Source organism: Epibacterium sp. ABV4_022 (genome assembly GCF_056159345.1).
Window position 1 is genome coordinate 1,908,049 of sequence record NZ_JBSWVA010000001.1, and the last position, 15,783, is coordinate 1,923,831.

Below are 15,783 nucleotides of genomic sequence, written 5' to 3' on the forward strand. Positions count from 1 at the left end.
TCGCGATCGGCGGCGGGCTTTCGGATGACAAGCCCGCCTGCATTGGCTAGGACGTGAGCATAACCCGAGAACAGGGAGCAGTCCGACATGGCGCTGGAAGACGCAAAAACACAGGTCGATCAAGCCTTTACTCGCGAGGATCTTAAGGGTCTCAGCTTTGAGAATACCTTTGGCGGGGCAACATCGTTTCTGCGACGGCGCTACAGCAAGGATCTGACCCATGCGGATATCGCGGTCACGGGCATCCCCTTTGATCAGGCGGTGACAAACCGGCCCGGCACCCGGCTTGGTCCGCGTGCGGTGCGTGAAGCCTCTGCCCTGCAAAGCCCGGATGCGCCGTATGGGTGGGACATCTGCCCGGCGAGCGAACTGGCGATTGTGGATTATGGCGACCTGGCGTTTGATTATGCCAATGTCCCGGCCTTTCCCGACACGCTGACGGACCATATCCGGGGCATTCTGGCGACCGATACCGCTTCGGTTGCGATTGGCGGCGATCACTACGTGAGCTTTCCGATCCTCAAGGCCTATGCCGAGAAATACGGGCCGATCTCTCTGCTGCATTTTGATGCCCACAGCGACACCTGGGCCGATGATGATTTCAGCCGCGTCGATCATGGCACGATGTTCTACAAGGCTGTGAAATCCGGCATCATTGATCCCGAGACCTCGGTGCAGGTGGGTATTCGCACCACCAATGAGGACAATCTGGGCGTGCCGACCATCGACGCGCCCACCGTGCATGAGATCGGCCCGGTCGAGACCGCGCGCCGCATCCGCGAGGTGCTGGGCGACCGGCCGGTCTATCTGACTTTCGACATCGATTGCCTTGATCCGGCCTATGCGCCGGGCACCGGTACACCGGTCTGGGGCGGTCTGACCACGGCGCAGGCAGAGGCGATCCTGAAGGGCCTGCGCGGCATCAACATCGTGGGCGGCGATATCGTCGAGGTCTCTCCGCCGTTTGACACCACCGGCGCCACCGCCATTGCGGGCGCCCATGTGGCCATGAGTATTATCTGCCTTCTGGGCTGGAGGATGACAGGACGATGAGCGAGTTCAATCAACCCATCAGTGGCAATGATCTGGCACGGTTTTCCGGGCCGGGGACGTTTATGCGACTGCCGCAGGCCACCTCGCTGGAGGGGCTGGATGTGGCCATTCTGGGCGTGCCAATGGATATTGGCACATCCTGGCGGTCCGGCACCCGGTTTGGCCCCAAACAGATCCGCGCCGAGAGCGCGATGATCCGTCCCTATAATATGACCACAGGTGCTGCGCCGTTCGATCACCTCAATATCGCGGATATTGGCGATCTGGCGATCAACACCTTCAACCTTGCGGACTCCTTGCGCATCATTGAGGACAGCTATGATGCGATCCTTGCCTCCGGGGTGATGCCGCTGGCGATGGGGGGGGATCATTCGATCACCCTGCCGATCCTGCGGGCGATTGCACGCAAACACGGCCCCGTCGCGGTGATCCATGTGGATGCCCACGCAGACGTCAATGACGAGATGTTTGGCGAGAAGGAAACCCATGGCACGGTATTCCGCCGCGCCTATGAGGAGGGGCTTCTGGAGGCCGACAAGGTCTATCAGATCGGTCTGCGGGGCACCGGCTATGGGCCGGATGATTTCAAGGAACCACAGGGCTGGGGCTTTCAGCATTTCCTGGCGTCCGAGCTGTGGAATCGTTCGCTGCACAATATGGGCGCGGAAATTCGCCGCGATATTGGCGCGCGTCCCGTCTATATCTCCTATGATATCGACAGCCTTGATCCGGCCTTTGCACCGGGCACCGGCACGCCTGAAATCGGCGGGCTGACCACCATGCAGGCGCTGGAGCTGATCCGGGCCTTCAAGGGGCTGAATGTGGTGGGCTGCGATCTGGTGGAAGTGTCGCCGCCCTATGATCCGTCGGGCAATACCGCATTGGTGGCGGCCAATCTGATCTACGAACTGCTCTGCATCCTGCCGGAACGGTGATTGCTCTCCGGTGCCGGCGCGTCCTCTCACAGGGGGCGGCTCTGGCACCTGCTGGCCTCTCTGCGGAACGTCCGGGGAGAGCGGCGCGCAGATGTGCGCTGTTTTACTCGAATTCTCTGGATGACTATCATTCAGAATAGGAGATATTTTACCGCTGGGCTGTATCTTGGCGCCCACAAAACAAAGTCGTTCTGGAGATACAGTATGGATACTGCGGTTCTACAAGGCCAAATCAATGACGCCAAGGCGGCCCATGAAAGCTGGAAAGTGAAGCTGCGTTCGGCCATTGACAGTGGGGTTTTGCCAAAACCGGCACGGGACATCACGATGGATGACCAGTGCAGCTTTGGCAAATGGCTGAAATCCCTGGCCAATGACCCCGAAATCCGGGGGAACCTGAAATACAGTAACGTTGTCCGTGCCCATGCCGCATTCCACCGCCAGGCTGGGAAAGTGGCCAGCTATGTCGAGCAGGACAACCAGACGATGGCGCGCGATGCGCTCACCGGTGGGGCGTTTCAGGAGTCGACCTCACGGCTGAATGCCGCCATGGATGATTGGTTGCGCAGCATCTGACAGTCGGAGCGTCTCGGGGCGTGTTGCGCCGTTCAGGTTGCCAAGGGCAGGGCGCAGGCCCTGCGCACATCCTGAGACAAGACTGCGAAAAAGACTGTAAAAAACACACCGTAAGATAAAACGCCACGGTCGGGGGCACACCCGGCCCACGGCCGCTCTGCCACTAGAGACGCGGCAGATCTGCGGGAAGGGGGCTGTGGCTGTTGGCAGCGGAGAGGCAGCCGTCCTCGACCTTGCGCCACATCGGCACATTCAGCGACATCTGGCACTGCGCCATGAACATGCGCCCGTCCACCTGCAGGCAGATTGTTTCGCCCAGCTCAATGCGCTCGCCCTGGGTGTCGGTGCAGTAGCAATCAATGATTTTGCCGCCAGGGCCGGTGACATCGGCCCGCGCAAATGGCGCAAAAGCAGCCCCGCCCGCAAGGGCGGCGCAGGCTGCAAACCGGACAAGACCACTGGCATGTTTCATGGCTCTAGCCTATCACAGGTGAAGCCCCGCGCCAAAGCAAGAGGCGCACCCAACAGCGAGACACGCCACGACATGATCCCCGAAGACCGGCTGGAACAGATCCTGCAACGCTATCAGTACCTTGAGGCCGCAATGGCCGATGGGGCAGGCGGCGACATTGCAAAACTCGCCAAGGAGTATTCCGACCTGCGCCCGGTGGTGGAGCAGATCAGCGCCTATCGCCAGCTGCTGAGCGATCTGGCCGAGGCTGAGGAAATGCTGGCCGATCCGGACATGAAGGCGCTCGCAGAAGAGGAAATTCCAACCCTGAAAGCGGCGTTGCCAGAGGCGGAACATGCGCTGCAACTGGCGCTCTTGCCCAAGGATGAGGCCGACAGCCGTGCGGCGATCCTGGAAATCCGTCCCGGAACCGGGGGCGATGAGGCGGCGCTGTTTGCCGGTGATCTTTACCGCATGTACAGCCGCTACGCCGAGGCGCAGGGCTGGAAGATCGACGTGATCGAAGAGCAGATCTCGGAACTGGGCGGGCTCAAGGAACTGGTGGCGCGGATCAATGGCGATGGTGTCTTTGCCCGGCTCAAGTATGAGAGCGGCGTGCACCGTGTCCAGCGCGTACCTGTCACCGAGAGTGGCGGGCGCATTCACACCTCTGCGGCCACGGTGGCGGTGCTGCCCGAGGCCGAGGACGTGGACATCAAGATCGACGCCAATGACCTGCGCATTGATACCATGCGCTCTTCCGGTGCGGGGGGACAGCACGTGAACACCACCGACTCGGCGGTGCGGATCACGCACCTGCCCACCGGACTGGTGGTGACGAGTTCCGAGAAATCCCAGCACCGCAACCGCGAGATCGCAATGCAGGTGCTGAAAACCCGGCTGTTTGATCTGGAGCGGCAGCGCATCGACAGCGAACGCTCGGCGGATCGTGCCTCTCAGGTGGGATCGGGGGATCGCTCGGAACGCATCCGCACCTATAATTTCCCGCAAGGGCGCATGTCGGATCACCGGATCAACCTCACGCTTTATAAGCTGGAGCAGGTCATGGGGGGAGATCTGGATGAGATCATCGATGCGCTGATCTCCGAACATCAGGCGAAACTTCTGGCGGAGATGGGGCAATGACCACCACCGCCGCCCAGGCCATGGTTGCTGCGACCGCACGTCTTCGGGCCGCCGGGGTGGATGATCCGGCGCGCGACGCGCGGGTGCTGTTGGCCCATGCGGCACGGATCGAGGCGGCGCGGGTGACGCTGATTGCACCAGAGGAGCTCTCGCACGAGGTGGCAGAGCGTTATGACCAGCTGATTTCCCTGCGGGCGATCCGGGTGCCGGTGTCGCATCTGATCGGCGAGCGGGATTTCTACGGGCGCCGCTTCAAGGTCTCGGCGGAGGTGCTTGATCCACGCCCGGAAACCGAGACACTGATCGAGGCGGCGCTGGCGGAACCGTTTGAACGTGTGCTGGATCTTGGCGTGGGTTCGGGCTGCATCCTGGTGACGCTGCTCGCGGAACAGCAGGGCGCGTTGGGGCTGGGGGTGGATCTGAGCGAAGCCGCCTGTTTGCAGGCCAGCGCCAATGCGGTGTTGCACCGGGTCGAGGCGCGCGCCGACATTCGCCAGTCCGACTGGTTCTCCGCCGTCAAAGGCCAGTTTGACCTGATCGTCTCCAACCCGCCCTATATCGCGCTGGACGAAATGGACGGGCTGTCGGCCGAGGTGCGCGATCACGAGCCGCAGATGGCGCTCACGGACGGGGCCGATGGGCTCAGCGCCTATCGGTTGATCTGCGCGGGGCTTGGGCGTCATCTGGCGCAAGGGGGCCGTGTGCTGGTTGAGATCGGTCCAACCCAAGGGGCCGCTGTGGCCGAAATGATGCGGGCGCAGGGGCTGGTCGATGTCGTGGTGCTGCCGGATCTGGATGGCCGGGATCGTGTCGTTTCAGGGCGAAAATCGTGACATTCCGGCCCATTTGCCCTATATTTTGAGGTGTCAGAGCAAAAAGAGTCAAAAAACCACGGCTCCCCCCTTGTTTGTGACGGTGGAACGTGGTTACTCAAGGTGTCGCTGTTGCAAGAGGACGTCAACGGACCTCTCGGCGACGCCAAGCCCAAAAAAGTTCGCAGGCCCATGCGCAGGATGCGCGGTACGCGGTCTTCGACAATTAGAACCAAGGCTGACGTTAGGCATATGAGATCGTCAAAATCACGTTCGCGTTCGAAGTCGAACCGTAATCGCCCGAATGGGGCCAATGTTGTCAACCGCGTGTTCGACAGCTCTGGGCCCGAGGGCAAGGTTCGCGGAACGCCGCAACAAATCATCGACAAATACAACCAGCTGGCGCGCGATGCGCAGCTTGGGAATGACCGTGTGGCCACTGAGAACTTTCAGCAGCACGCGGAACATTACCTGCGCATGCTGAACGAAGCGCAGCGCGAGATCGAAGCCAAGCGCGAAGAGCAGGAACGCCAGAACCGCGAACGTCAGGCCGAGCGTGACCGCGAGCGGGCAGAGCGTCTGGAACGGCAGGAGCGCGAAGCGGCAGAGGCTGCTGCGGGCGATGGGCCACAGCCCGAGATCGCCGATCCGCGCGAGTCCACGGCACCTGCATCGCAAGAGGACAGCGGCCTGGTGGAAACCCCCGAAGGCAAGACCTCTGCCGGAGAGGCTGCACCTGCCAAGAAAGCGCCGGCGCGCAAGCCGCGCAGCCGCAAACCGGCAGCCCCCAAGGATGGGGAGACCGGCGAGGGCAAACCGGAGGCCGAGGCCAAGCCGAAACGCAGCCGCGCCAAACCCAAGCCAAAGCCGGATGAGCCGCAGGAAGCGGCCGAATAAGGCCCATCCTGGCCATGCGAGACAAAAGAAAACCCCGCTGCACGAGCTGCGGGGTTTCTTGTCATTCCGGGCGTGTCTCTGGCGGTTCTGGCCGCGGGCGCGTCAGGCCTGCGCGAGGCTGCGGGCGAGGGCGCAGAACGCCTCCAGGCTAACCTGCTCGGCGCGTTCGGTTGGCGGAATTCCTGCGGCGTTCAGGTGATCCTCGATCTGCGGCGAGATGCCTTTGAGCGAGGCGCGCAGCATCTTGCGGCGCTGGTTGAAGGCGGCAGCCACCACGCGGCTGAGGATGGCCGCATCGGCCGGGAAACGCGGCTCTGGCAGGGCAGTGAGATGCACCACGGCGCTGGACACCTTTGGTGGCGGCGTAAAGGCCCCCGGGGGCAGCGACAGGGCGATCTTCGCCTCCGCGCGCCACTGCGCAAGGATCGCAAGCCGCCCATAGGCCTTGGAGCCGGGTTGCGCCACGATACGCTCGGCCACTTCGCGCTGGAACATCAAGGTGAGGCTTTGCCAGAAAGGCGGCCAGTCCTTGGGCGTCAGCCAGCGCACCAGCAGCTCGGTGCCGACGTTGTAGGGCAGGTTGGCGGCAACGCGGATCGGGGGCGTCAAATGCGCCAGCGGGTCGATTTCCAGCGCATCGCCATTGATCACCTCCAGACGCTCCGGATAGGCGGCGGCGATCTCCGCCAGAGCGGGCAGGCAGCGCTGGTCCTTTTCGATCGCCAGCACCTTGCGGGCGCCTTCGCTCAGCAACCCCCGTGTCAGACCGCCGGGGCCGGGGCCGATTTCCAACACGTCACAGCCAGTCAGATCCCCGGCCTGACGCGCGATCTTGGCGGTCAGGTTCAAATCCAGGAGGAAGTTCTGGCCCAGCGATTTGCGGGCCGAGAGCTGATGGGTCGCGATGACCTCACGCAGCGGGGGGAGATTGTCGATGGCGCTCATGATGGGTCTTCATAAGGGGCGGATATGGATCTGGAAAGCGGCTTTTGTTGTGAAACGGTGCGCAGGGCAAATGCCCTGCGCGCAGGTTTGTCTGTGGTCCGCGCCCTTCAGGCCGCGCGCGTGGCGGCCATGGATTGCGCCAGACGCAGCGCCTCGATCAGGCTGGACGGGTTGGCCCGGCCTTGGCCCGCAATGTCGAAGGCGGTGCCATGATCCGGCGAGGTGCGAACAAAGGGCAGGCCGAGGGTCACATTGACCCCCTTGTCGAAATCCAGCGTCTTGATCGGGATCAGCGCCTGATCATGATACATGGCGATGGCCGCGTCATAGTGCCGCCGGGCGGCGGCATGAAACAGCGTGTCGGCGGGATGCGGCCCCGTGAGCCGGTGGCCCTCGGTCTGCATGTCGGCAATCAGCGTCTCGATCCAGTCGAGTTCCTCATTGCCCATGGCGCCGCCTTCGCCGGCATGCGGGTTGAGGCCCGTCACCGCGATGCGGGGGGATTGGAGACCGAACTGGTCGCGCAGCCCCTGCGCGGTGATGGTGATCACCTGACGCAACAGCGCCGGGGTCAGGACCTCGGGCACCTGTCGCAAGGGGATGTGGATCGTGGCCGGGACCACCCGCAACTGCGCGCTGGCAAGCATCATCAACACATGATCGACGCCCGCAAGCGCGGCGAGGAATTCGGTGTGGCCGGGATAGGCAAACCCCGCCCCGTCAATCAGCGCCTTCTTGTGGATCGGAGCGGTGCAGACCGCTGCCGCCTCACCGGAGGTGACCAGCCCGACTGCGGTTTCGATGGACTGGATGACCCCTGCGGCGTTCCTGGGGTCAGCCGTGCCCTTGGTCGCACCGCCTTCAAAAGTGAGCGGCAGGACGGGCAGGGCGGTTGCACAGAGCTCCAGCGCCTCGGCGGGGGACGCGACCTGTTGCCAGTTGGTCTCGGCAGGCAGGTGCCGGGGGTCACCGATCCAGACAAAGGGGCAGTCGGCGCGCAGCGCCTCCCATGCGGCGGCGGCGATCTCGGGACCGATCCCCGCAGGTTCGCCGCAGGACAGCGCGATCACCTGCGGGGGCCTGGTCATTTGTATTCGATCCGCGCGTTGGCTTTCAGCTGCTCGACCAGGCTGTCGGCATAGGCATTCAGCCGCTGCTGGACAAGCGCATTGGCGACGGTGGTGCGGGCGTTCTCCTGCGCGGCGACGACATCGCTGGTGCGACCGCAGAGCATCACGAACAGCAGCGTCTGGCCATTGTCACGGGTCACGGCGGCGGAGGATTCATTGGCGTCCAGCTTGGACAGTTCCAATGCGATGTCCTGTGGAATCTCCGAGGGGGCGCGGCTGATCCGCTCCAGGCGCTCCGGGGCCTGGCCCTTGTTGATGCCGTAAAGGTCGTCACAGGTGTCGATCTCGTTGCGCAGTTCGGTTGCGCGCGCCTGGGCCTCCGGGCTGCGACCGCCGGGAATGCGGTAGGTGGCATAGTCGATGGCGGCGTAATTGGTGCTGCGTCCGTCGACTTCGCGCAGGCCACGCATCTGGAAAATGGCGATCGCCCCCTGCAAGGGCAGCGGTTGGGTGATCTCTCCGGGTTTCAGCCCCAGCACCACCTCCTGCAACTGGGCGGGCAGTCGTGTCAGCGGCATCCAAGGCAGGCGGCCACCGTCGACGCGGCTGTCGGCGGCAGAGAACTGGGCGGCGGAGGCGGTAAACGCCTGCTGCGTCTCCAGCTCGGAGATCTGTGTGGCGAGTTCCTGAACCTGGGCGGCGTTTTCCTGCGTCATCGGCAGGATGACCTCCGACAGCAGCACCTGGACGCTGCCGGATCCCGCCGTGCCCATGGCGCGGTCGATCTCGTCTTGGGAGGGGCGCGCCTGTGCGAGGAAGCGCCCGCGCACATATTCGCGCCATCCGAGGCCCGCGGCGGCAAAGTCGCGCACGGTCTCGGGGGCGACACCGGCCTGCTGGAGCCGTGCCAGGAACTGGTCCAGCGGGATATTCGCACGTCCGGCCAGTTCGCGCATGCCCTCGGTGACCTCGGCCTCGGACAGGGTCAGACCGACCTCGTTCAGCAGATCCTGTTTCAGGCGGTCCTCGATCAGGTCTTCGCGGGCCTCTTCCAGCGGGTCGCCCTGTGCGGAGCCCAAGACGGACATGAACAGCGCGCGCTGTTCCAGTTCATACTGGGTGACCACATCCTCGTTGACGATCACAACCGGAGCAAACAGCCCCTGCGCCATGACTGCGGATGCGGAGGGAAGCGACAGCGCTGCCAGCGCCAGGGCGCCCGCGCCAGCAGCGTTGCGGGTCCAGGTGGTCAGGATCCGGGTGATCCGGCGGGGGGGTACGTTCTGCTGCATGATCGCCTGCTTGTTGTGGTCGCGCTTTTCACGGAAAATCCGTTGAGCGAGAGTGTAAATCCGAAATCTGTCGAAGGCTCAACACTTGTGGTTGAGGTATAGCGACGGCTGACCGAGAGGTCGAGGGTGACGCATTCATTGCGATAGGTCAGGCCGAGCCCGGCCCGGGTCGCGCGCCCATCGGTGATGTCGTAGCGCATATTCGCCCCGGCGCGCCATGTCTCGTTCAGGTCATAGGCGCCGTCAAACCACAGTTCCGAGGTCTCCTCGGTGCGGTCTTCCTCCGGGTCGGCCTGGAGCCAGAGGTAGCTCCCGGCGAGGGTCACGCGGTTGCGGTGCAGATCCCCGCGGAATTCGGCCTTGGTGACGGAGAACTCCTCGTCGAGGATGCCGCGCGCGGTGAGGGTCAGGTCGTTCTGCAAACCGATCTGGCCCGCCAGCAGGAGGTTCGAGTTGCGCCCGTCCAGCCCGGAGGAGGAGGTAAAGCCGGGTTGCGCCTCCTCGCGCCGGATCTGGGCGATGGTGCCGGTGGCCTGCCAGCCGCTGGGATCAAAATGCGAGAAGTTCACGCCGTAAACCAGGGTGCGCCCGTCCTCGCGCGCATCGGTTTCCGGAAACCGCGACAAGGCGAGCAGGTTGCCCTGATCGAATTCCGAGATATTGCTGGCCTCGTTGGGGGTGCTGTCGCCACTGACCTTGGTCCAGCCGATCTGCAGGATGGGTTCGAGGATCTGAACCGCGCCGGAGGCGGTCTGGCGTGCCATGGGGCGGCGAAAGGTCACCGCTGTTTTGGGAGTGACGCGCGTGGCCTCGTTGTCAAACGCGCCATCATCGGCCAGCGCAAAGCTGTCCACCCCGACACCCAACGTCCAGCTGCCCTGCACGCCCCAGGGCAGAATCCAGCTGCGCAGCCAGGTGGCGTCGGCGGACACTCGGGTCATGTCGCGCCCGTTGGCGCTGGTCGCGGTGGCCTCCTGCGAGGAGGGGCGGTTGAAGTGGCTGGCGTTCAGGCGCAGGCGCAATTCGCCGCCGATGCGGTTGGGAAACAGGCGTTTTTCAAATGTGCCGGTCAGGATGGTGGCGGGCAGAAACGCCTGATCCTCGGTGCCGCGCAGGGTCTTGTAGTGATAGAGCGTGCCTTCGATCAGCTCGTCACGACGGGCCCGCGACAGGGTGATGCTGGACCGCAGCCGGTCGGTGTCGGAAATATCGTAGTCGGCAAGATAGGCATCGTCTGACACGCTCTTGAGATCGAAGCTCAGCTTGTAGCCGCGCCGGATGTCGAAGCTGCCTTTTGCAAACAGGTAGCCACGCCCGTCGTCGGGCTGGATGTCGTCACGGCTGAAGGCGCCGGTGAGCTCGATCCGACCGTTGCGGAAGGCCTGCCTGTACCGCAGGCCGAGGGTCGTGGTCTTGGCAGAGATATAGGGCGTGATGGTGAGGTCGCGATGCGGCCCCAGGGCCACGAAATAGGGCAGCTTGACACCGACGCCGAGGTTGGAGTCGCTCGACAGTGACGGGGTCAGGAACCCGGTGGAGCGTTCCAGGCTGGGGTCCGGCAGGCGCAGCGCCGGAAAGTAGAACACCGGAACATCCTTGATCCGCAGCTGCGCGCCTTCGAAATAGAGTTGCCGCTCCACCTGGTCGTGGGTGATCCGTTCCGCGCGGATTTGCCAGAGCGGCGGGCGGCCGTCATCGCAGACGTCGCAGGAGGTGACAGAGGTCTTGTAGAGCTGGGAATACCGCCCTTCGACCCGGGTCATCTGCAGGGCCGCAAGCTGCACCTGCTGGTCGAACACCAGCCGGGCGCCGCGCAGAATCCCGTTGCGCAGGCCATTGTCCAGTTCGGCGGCGTTGGCCAGCACTGTCACCGACCCGCTCTGGTCGATGCGGATCGGGCCTTCAAGGTTGAGCACACCACTGTCGCGATCATAAGTGATCCGCTGGGCCTGAAGCCGCACATCCCCCTGGAAGGCCTCCACATTGCCCTCGGCAACAAGCTTGCGATCCGGTGACAGGAACACGCGGTCGGCGACCAGCATGGCCGGCGCGCTGGCCTGCGACGGCGGCGGCGCCACAGGCTGTGCGATCCCGGGCGCCGGCAACAGGCCGAGCCACAGGGGCAGCACCGTGGACAGCAGCGCTCCTCGCCGCCAGTTCTTGAATTCAACCGTCTTCGGCATGCAGGAGCAGTCCCATTGTCAGAAGTATTGAGGCCACCGGCGGCGCCCAGGCCGCCAGCAGAACCGGGATTTGTCCGTTTTCGCCAAGGATCCGGGCGAAGTTATGGACGAAGTAGAGCGCGAACCCCAGCAGCACCGACGTCAGCACGGCGACCCCGGTGCCCCCCAGCCGCGTGTGGCGCATGGTAAAGGCAGCGCCCACCAGCACCATGGCGACCAGAAACAGCGGGCGGGCCAGCTCAACCTGCAACCAGACGCGGAACCGCGTGGTCGAAAATCCGGCTTCGGCGAGAGAGGCGATGGTCTCCGGCAGTTCGTAGATCGAGATGCCTTCGGAAAAGCTGAGCGTATCGCGAATGCGCTCGTTGGTCAGGGTGGTGGGCAGGCGCAACTCGTCATGGCGCCGGGCGCTGGTCTCCGGGTTCACTCCGACCACCAGCTGCCAGACCTTGGCATCGCGCAGCACCCAGTCCGCGCCGTCCAGCCAGGCCTCCTGTGCCATGATGCGCCGCACCGGCCCCCCTTCCGGCGCGTAGGAGAGGATCGACACATCATAGAGCACGAGATTCTGCGCATCGCCGTGATAGTTGACCGCATGGATGACGGATTGGCCGTTCTGCCCGCCCTGTCGCAGCCACAGGCCCTCGCCGGTCAGGGAAACCGCGGCCGCCGATCCGGGTTGGCGATAGTCCTCGACCAGCGCCTTGTAGCGGTTGGCGGTGACCGCCTCGATCGGGTTGAGCGTACTGACAGCCAGTCCGCCGATCACCATCGCCACGCCTACCGGTGGCATCAGCGCCCGGATTCCCGACCGTCCGATCGCCCGCGTCACCACCAGTTCGCTGCTGCGCGCCATCCCCACAAAGAGCACGATCGTCGTGAGGATCATGATGAGCGGCAGGAACTGGCTGAGGGCGGCGGGCGCGTTCAGGAGCGTGAGGCCGAACAATTGCCAGAAACTCAGATCTTGGCTGTCAAAGCGGCGGAACTGATCGCTGAGGTCAATCAGCATCACCAGGCTCATCAGCACCGCCGTGATGACCAGGAACCATTGCAGGAACCGTTTGGCATAATAGAGGTCGAGGATCATGCCGACCCCTCCGGGCGGGAGCGCCCTCTGGCAAGCAGCTGCGGCCGGCTTGCAAGATGCAGGAACACCAGCGATATCAGCAGCCCCAAGCCAGCGGGCAGATAGAGCAATGGCCACATGGCCGCGTCTTCCAACACCGGGGCGGCAACGATGCCGCGCAAGCCTTCAATCAGAATCAGCAGCACAAAGGCGGCCAGCAGCTGTTTCCAGATGCCGAACCGGCTGAACCCGCCAAGCATCAGTGTCGATACGGCGATCATCACCACGGCCAGCGTCACCACGGCCCGCGCGAATCTCTGGTGCAGCTCTTCGGCCTGGGCGCCGGGGGAATGTGTCTCGGTGGCGGTGATCTGCGCCCGGTCATACAGCAGGTCGCGCGTGGGAATGCTGCGCAGCGGCCGGGGCCCGTCGCCGATCTCCGGGGTGACGCGCCCGATGGGATAAGAAAAATCGGCAAAGGCGGTGGTCGACAGCTGCGCGGTCTCCAGGTTTCGCCGCTGCGCAAGCCCGTCAACCAGAATGAGATGCGCGCCGTCGCCATCACGCACCAGATAGGCCTTGTCGCTGGTATATGTGACCTCGATCGCCGCGGCGCGCTGGTCGGTCAGGAACACATTGTTGAGCGTGCCATCGTCGTCAATGCTGCCAATGAAAAAGGTCAGACCGTCCGCCGGATGCAGAAAGCTGCCGGGCTTCAGGAGTTTGGCGCTGACGCTGCGCGACAGTTCGGCCTCCCGTTCCTGCATCTGCGCCAGCGATGCGGGCAGCAGCACCAGGCTGAGGGCGGACATCATCAGGGCGGTCAGCACGCCAAAGGCCATCGCCGGGCGGGCCAATTGCCAGGGGCTCGACCCCGTTGCGCGCAATACCGTCAGTTCGCTCTCGGAATTCAACCGGTTGGTGACCCAGACCGTCGCCGCAAAGGCCGCCAGCGGCAGCACCATACGCACGAGGTTCGGCAGGCTCAAAACCGAGATTTCAAGGAAAGCCATCACGCCTTGCCCGTCGCCGATGAGCCAGTCAAACAGGCTCACGGCCCGGTTGATCCAGAACACGGCCACCAGAATCAAGGCAAAAAAGCCAAAGAACAAAAGATATTGCGACAGCACATATCTGTCGTAGCGTGACACCCGATCCCCCCATAGATCTTGCGCTCGGACTGTTCGCCGGACCTTAGAGGAATTGTGCGGGCGGGAAAACTGCAATCTTCCCGGGCCCCTGCCTGATCGGCAAGGATTGGGCGCGCCGGTCTGCCCGCTCTGGTATTCATCTCGGTCAACCGCTACCTGTTACGGGACTGTCAGCCAGATGCGCAAGCGGCGACAAGAGCAGATCAACCACAGGAGACCCGAATGAGCGCGCTCACACCGATCCGTTTTTCCCCCTTCGATCCCAAATCTCTGGCCGAGGTCGAAGGCCATCTGGCCGTGATGGTCACGCCCGAAGGCACGATGGATCAGGCCGCCCGCAGCGCCAATCGCCTGAGCAAGGGCGCGGTGGCGCGTCTGATCGCCTCCGATGGTTTTGCCAAGGCCAAGACCGGTCAGGTGATCACGCTGGCATGGCCTGCGGGTCTGGCGGTAGAGGCCCTGCATGTTGTTGTGCTGCCCCGCCGCATCACCGCGATCGAGGCGCGCAAGGCAGGCGCAAAACTGGCCGAAGCGCGGGGCAACAAAGCGTTGACGGTGAAGGCGGGGAACATGTCCCGTGCCGCCGATCTGGCTTTGGGGCTGGCGCTGCGCAGTTACAGCTTTGATGCGCATAGATCCGCGGACGCCGAAACGCCTGGCACCGTGACCATCGGCCACAACAAGCCCGAAGAGATCGAAGCCGCCTTTGCGCCGCTTCTGGCGGTGGCCGAAGGCGTGCATATGACCCGTGATCTGGTCAACGAACCTGCAAACGTGCTGACCACCACCGAATTTGCCGCGCGTCTCGAGGAAATGACGGCGCTTGGTCTTGAGGTGGAGGTGCTGGATGAGGCCGAGCTGGAGAAGCTCGGCATGCGCACGCTTCTCTGTGTCGGCCAAGGATCTGCTAGCCCCTCCAAGGTTGTTGTCATGAAATGGAACGGCGGCGACAAGGACGCAGCCCCGCTGGCGCTGGTCGGCAAGGGCGTTGTGTTTGACACCGGTGGCATCTCGTTGAAACCCGCGGCGGGCATGGAAGACATGACCATGGACATGGGCGGCGCGGGCGTTGTTGCGGGCACCATGCGGGCGCTGGCGCTGCGCAAGGCAAAGGCCAATGTCGTGGGGCTTGTGGGGCTTGTGGAAAACATGCCCTCCGGCACGGCGATCCGCCCCGGTGATGTGGTGAAATCCATGAAGGGCGACACCGTCGAGATCATCAACACCGACGCCGAGGGGCGCTTGGTGCTCTGTGATGTGATCTGGTATGCGCAGGAGCGGTTCAAACCGGCCGGTGTCATCGATCTCGCCACCCTCACAGGCGCGATCATCATCGGTCTGGGGCATGACAATGCGGGCGTGTTCTCCAATGACGACAAGCTCTGTTCTGCATTCCTCAAGGCCGCCGAGGCCGAGGGCGAAGGCGCATGGCGGATGCCCCTGGGGCAGGCCTATGACGATCAGCTCAAATCCAATGTGGCGGATATGAAAAACGTCGGTGGTCGCCCGGCGGGATCAATCACGGCGGCGCAATTCCTGCAACGTTTCATCAAGGACGGCACACCCTGGATCCATCTGGATATCGCCGGTGTGGCCTCGGTCAAATCCAACACCGCCTATGCGCCCAAAGGGGCGACCGGTTGGGGCGTGATGGCGCTGAGCCGTCTGGTACAAGATCAGTTCGAGGCAGAGTAAGACCGCAATGGGGGCCGCCTATTTCTATCACCTGACCCGCAAGCCCTTGCAGGAAACGCTGCCTGCTTTGCTGGACAAGGCGCGGGGCGCGGGCTGGCGTATCGCCGTGCGCGGACGTGATCCGGAGCGGCTGGCGTGGCTGGATGATACACTCTGGCTGGGCGGGGACGCCAGTTTCCTGCCGCACGGGCTGGCGGGTGGCCCCCATGACGCGCTGCAACCGATCCTGCTGACCACCTCGGCCGAGGCGCCGAACAAGGCGAACTGCGTGATGAGCATCGACGGCGCGCAGGTTGCGCCCGAGGAAGTCACCACGCTGGATCGGGTGTGTATCCTGTTTGATGGCACCGACGCGGAGGCGGTGCAGCACGCGCGTGGTCAGTGGAAGGCGCTGACCGCCGCTGGATGTCAGGCGCAGTACTGGTCCGAGGAAAGCGGGCGCTGGGAGAAAAAGGCCGAAAGCGGGGGCTGATCACCTCGCCCCAGCTGCCCGTGACGCCAGGCCCGG

General features: G+C 63.8%; 15 protein-coding genes. 8 read left to right on the forward strand and 7 right to left on the reverse strand.

Annotated features, from left to right (window positions below; genetic code table 11):
* Nucleotides 1-87: 87 nt before the first annotated feature.
* The 3 genes from speB (ACXAF5_RS09015) to ACXAF5_RS09025 all read left to right on the forward strand — a co-directional run bounded on the left by speB (ACXAF5_RS09015) (nt 88) and on the right by ACXAF5_RS09025 (nt 2,564).
* The gene (speB, locus tag ACXAF5_RS09015; protein WP_474946342.1) at nt 88-1,053 is read left to right on the forward strand and encodes an agmatinase; all 966 of its coding nucleotides are present in this window, start codon (nt 88-90) and stop codon (nt 1,051-1,053) included.
* Nucleotides 1,050-1,988, forward strand: coding sequence for an agmatinase (gene speB, locus ACXAF5_RS09020; protein WP_474946343.1), 939 nt, complete (start codon nt 1,050-1,052; stop codon nt 1,986-1,988). Before speB (ACXAF5_RS09015) ends, speB (ACXAF5_RS09020) begins: the two co-directional genes overlap by 4 nt.
* 204 nt (nt 1,989-2,192) lie before the next feature.
* On the forward strand, nt 2,193-2,564 hold the full coding sequence (locus tag ACXAF5_RS09025) for a CZB domain-containing protein (RefSeq protein ID WP_474946344.1): 372 nt from the start codon (nt 2,193-2,195) through the stop codon (nt 2,562-2,564).
* Between the two features lie 163 nt (nt 2,565-2,727).
* On the opposite strand, the gene ACXAF5_RS09030 is transcribed toward ACXAF5_RS09025, so the two are convergent.
* Entirely contained in the window at nt 2,728-3,036 is a 309-nt protein-coding gene (locus ACXAF5_RS09030) for a hypothetical protein (RefSeq protein ID WP_474946345.1), read from the reverse strand.
* 72 nt (nt 3,037-3,108) lie between these two features.
* Here ACXAF5_RS09030 and prfA point away from each other — a divergent pair, with 72 nt between their 5' ends.
* From prfA to ACXAF5_RS09045, 3 genes are all read left to right on the forward strand, one after another.
* Entirely contained in the window at nt 3,109-4,161 is a 1,053-nt protein-coding gene (gene prfA, locus ACXAF5_RS09035) for a peptide chain release factor 1 (protein ID WP_474947820.1), read from the forward strand.
* Nucleotides 4,158-4,994 (forward strand): peptide chain release factor N(5)-glutamine methyltransferase, encoded by an 837-nt coding sequence (gene prmC / locus ACXAF5_RS09040; protein WP_474946346.1) that lies wholly within the window; start codon nt 4,158-4,160, stop codon nt 4,992-4,994. Before prfA ends, prmC begins: the two co-directional genes overlap by 4 nt.
* Before the next feature lie 231 nt (nt 4,995-5,225).
* On the forward strand, nt 5,226-5,870 hold the full coding sequence (locus tag ACXAF5_RS09045; RefSeq protein WP_239321783.1) for a DUF4167 domain-containing protein: 645 nt from the start codon (nt 5,226-5,228) through the stop codon (nt 5,868-5,870).
* A gap of 102 nt (nt 5,871-5,972) precedes the next feature.
* On the opposite strand, the gene rsmA is transcribed toward ACXAF5_RS09045, so the two are convergent.
* The 6 genes from rsmA to lptF form a co-directional block, all read right to left on the reverse strand.
* Complete coding sequence (rsmA, locus tag ACXAF5_RS09050; RefSeq protein WP_474946347.1) at nt 5,973-6,815, reverse strand: 16S rRNA (adenine(1518)-N(6)/adenine(1519)-N(6))-dimethyltransferase RsmA; 843 nt, start codon at nt 6,813-6,815, stop codon at nt 5,973-5,975.
* 107 nt (nt 6,816-6,922) lie between these two features.
* The gene (gene pdxA, locus ACXAF5_RS09055; RefSeq protein ID WP_474946348.1) at nt 6,923-7,903 is read right to left on the reverse strand and encodes a 4-hydroxythreonine-4-phosphate dehydrogenase PdxA; all 981 of its coding nucleotides are present in this window, start codon (nt 7,901-7,903) and stop codon (nt 6,923-6,925) included.
* Nucleotides 7,900-9,177 (reverse strand): peptidylprolyl isomerase, encoded by a 1,278-nt coding sequence (locus ACXAF5_RS09060; protein ID WP_474946349.1) that lies wholly within the window; start codon nt 9,175-9,177, stop codon nt 7,900-7,902. Before ACXAF5_RS09060 ends, pdxA begins: the two co-directional genes overlap by 4 nt.
* The gene (locus ACXAF5_RS09065) at nt 9,135-11,360 is read right to left on the reverse strand and encodes an LPS-assembly protein LptD (RefSeq protein ID WP_474946350.1); all 2,226 of its coding nucleotides are present in this window, start codon (nt 11,358-11,360) and stop codon (nt 9,135-9,137) included. The genes ACXAF5_RS09060 and ACXAF5_RS09065 overlap by 43 nt, the downstream gene beginning before the upstream one ends.
* Nucleotides 11,344-12,450, reverse strand: a complete 1,107-nt coding sequence (gene lptG, locus ACXAF5_RS09070) for an LPS export ABC transporter permease LptG (protein ID WP_239321773.1) — start codon at nt 12,448-12,450, stop codon at nt 11,344-11,346. Before lptG ends, ACXAF5_RS09065 begins: the two co-directional genes overlap by 17 nt.
* Nucleotides 12,447-13,580 carry an LPS export ABC transporter permease LptF gene (gene lptF / locus ACXAF5_RS09075; RefSeq protein ID WP_474946351.1) on the reverse strand — a complete coding sequence of 378 codons (1,134 nt, stop codon included), beginning with the start codon at nt 13,578-13,580 and terminating at the stop codon, nt 12,447-12,449. Before lptF ends, lptG begins: the two co-directional genes overlap by 4 nt.
* A 222-nt stretch (nt 13,581-13,802) precedes the next feature.
* On the opposite strand from lptF, the gene ACXAF5_RS09080 reads away from it, so the two are divergent.
* On the forward strand, nt 13,803-15,275 hold the full coding sequence (locus tag ACXAF5_RS09080) for a leucyl aminopeptidase (RefSeq protein WP_474946352.1): 1,473 nt from the start codon (nt 13,803-13,805) through the stop codon (nt 15,273-15,275).
* 7 nt (nt 15,276-15,282) lie between these two features.
* Entirely contained in the window at nt 15,283-15,747 is a 465-nt protein-coding gene (locus tag ACXAF5_RS09085) for a DNA polymerase III subunit chi (protein WP_474946353.1), read from the forward strand.
* The last annotated feature ends 36 nt before the right edge of the window (nt 15,748-15,783 follow it).

What these genes read in the sequence shown, in the direction of transcription:
- speB (WP_474946343.1), top strand. Translation starts at nt 1,050, where the DNA reads ATGAGCGAGTTCAATCAACCCATCAGTGGCAATGATCTGGCACGGTTT.
- prfA (WP_474947820.1), top strand. Translation starts at nt 3,109, where the DNA reads ATGATCCCCGAAGACCGGCTGGAACAGATCCTGCAACGCTATCAGTAC.
- ACXAF5_RS09025 (WP_474946344.1), top strand. Translation starts at nt 2,193, where the DNA reads ATGGATACTGCGGTTCTACAAGGCCAAATCAATGACGCCAAGGCGGCC.
- pdxA (WP_474946348.1), bottom strand. Translation starts at nt 7,903, where the DNA reads ATGACCAGGCCCCCGCAGGTGATCGCGCTGTCCTGCGGCGAACCTGCG.
- lptG (WP_239321773.1), bottom strand. Translation starts at nt 12,450, where the DNA reads ATGATCCTCGACCTCTATTATGCCAAACGGTTCCTGCAATGGTTCCTG.
- ACXAF5_RS09060 (WP_474946349.1), bottom strand. Translation starts at nt 9,177, where the DNA reads ATGCAGCAGAACGTACCCCCCCGCCGGATCACCCGGATCCTGACCACC.
- ACXAF5_RS09045 (WP_239321783.1), top strand. Translation starts at nt 5,226, where the DNA reads ATGAGATCGTCAAAATCACGTTCGCGTTCGAAGTCGAACCGTAATCGC.
- ACXAF5_RS09065 (WP_474946350.1), bottom strand. Translation starts at nt 11,360, where the DNA reads ATGCCGAAGACGGTTGAATTCAAGAACTGGCGGCGAGGAGCGCTGCTG.
- ACXAF5_RS09080 (WP_474946352.1), top strand. Translation starts at nt 13,803, where the DNA reads ATGAGCGCGCTCACACCGATCCGTTTTTCCCCCTTCGATCCCAAATCT.
- rsmA (WP_474946347.1), bottom strand. Translation starts at nt 6,815, where the DNA reads ATGAGCGCCATCGACAATCTCCCCCCGCTGCGTGAGGTCATCGCGACC.
- prmC (WP_474946346.1), top strand. Translation starts at nt 4,158, where the DNA reads ATGACCACCACCGCCGCCCAGGCCATGGTTGCTGCGACCGCACGTCTT.
- speB (WP_474946342.1), top strand. Translation starts at nt 88, where the DNA reads ATGGCGCTGGAAGACGCAAAAACACAGGTCGATCAAGCCTTTACTCGC.
- ACXAF5_RS09085 (WP_474946353.1), top strand. Translation starts at nt 15,283, where the DNA reads ATGGGGGCCGCCTATTTCTATCACCTGACCCGCAAGCCCTTGCAGGAA.
- ACXAF5_RS09030 (WP_474946345.1), bottom strand. Translation starts at nt 3,036, where the DNA reads ATGAAACATGCCAGTGGTCTTGTCCGGTTTGCAGCCTGCGCCGCCCTT.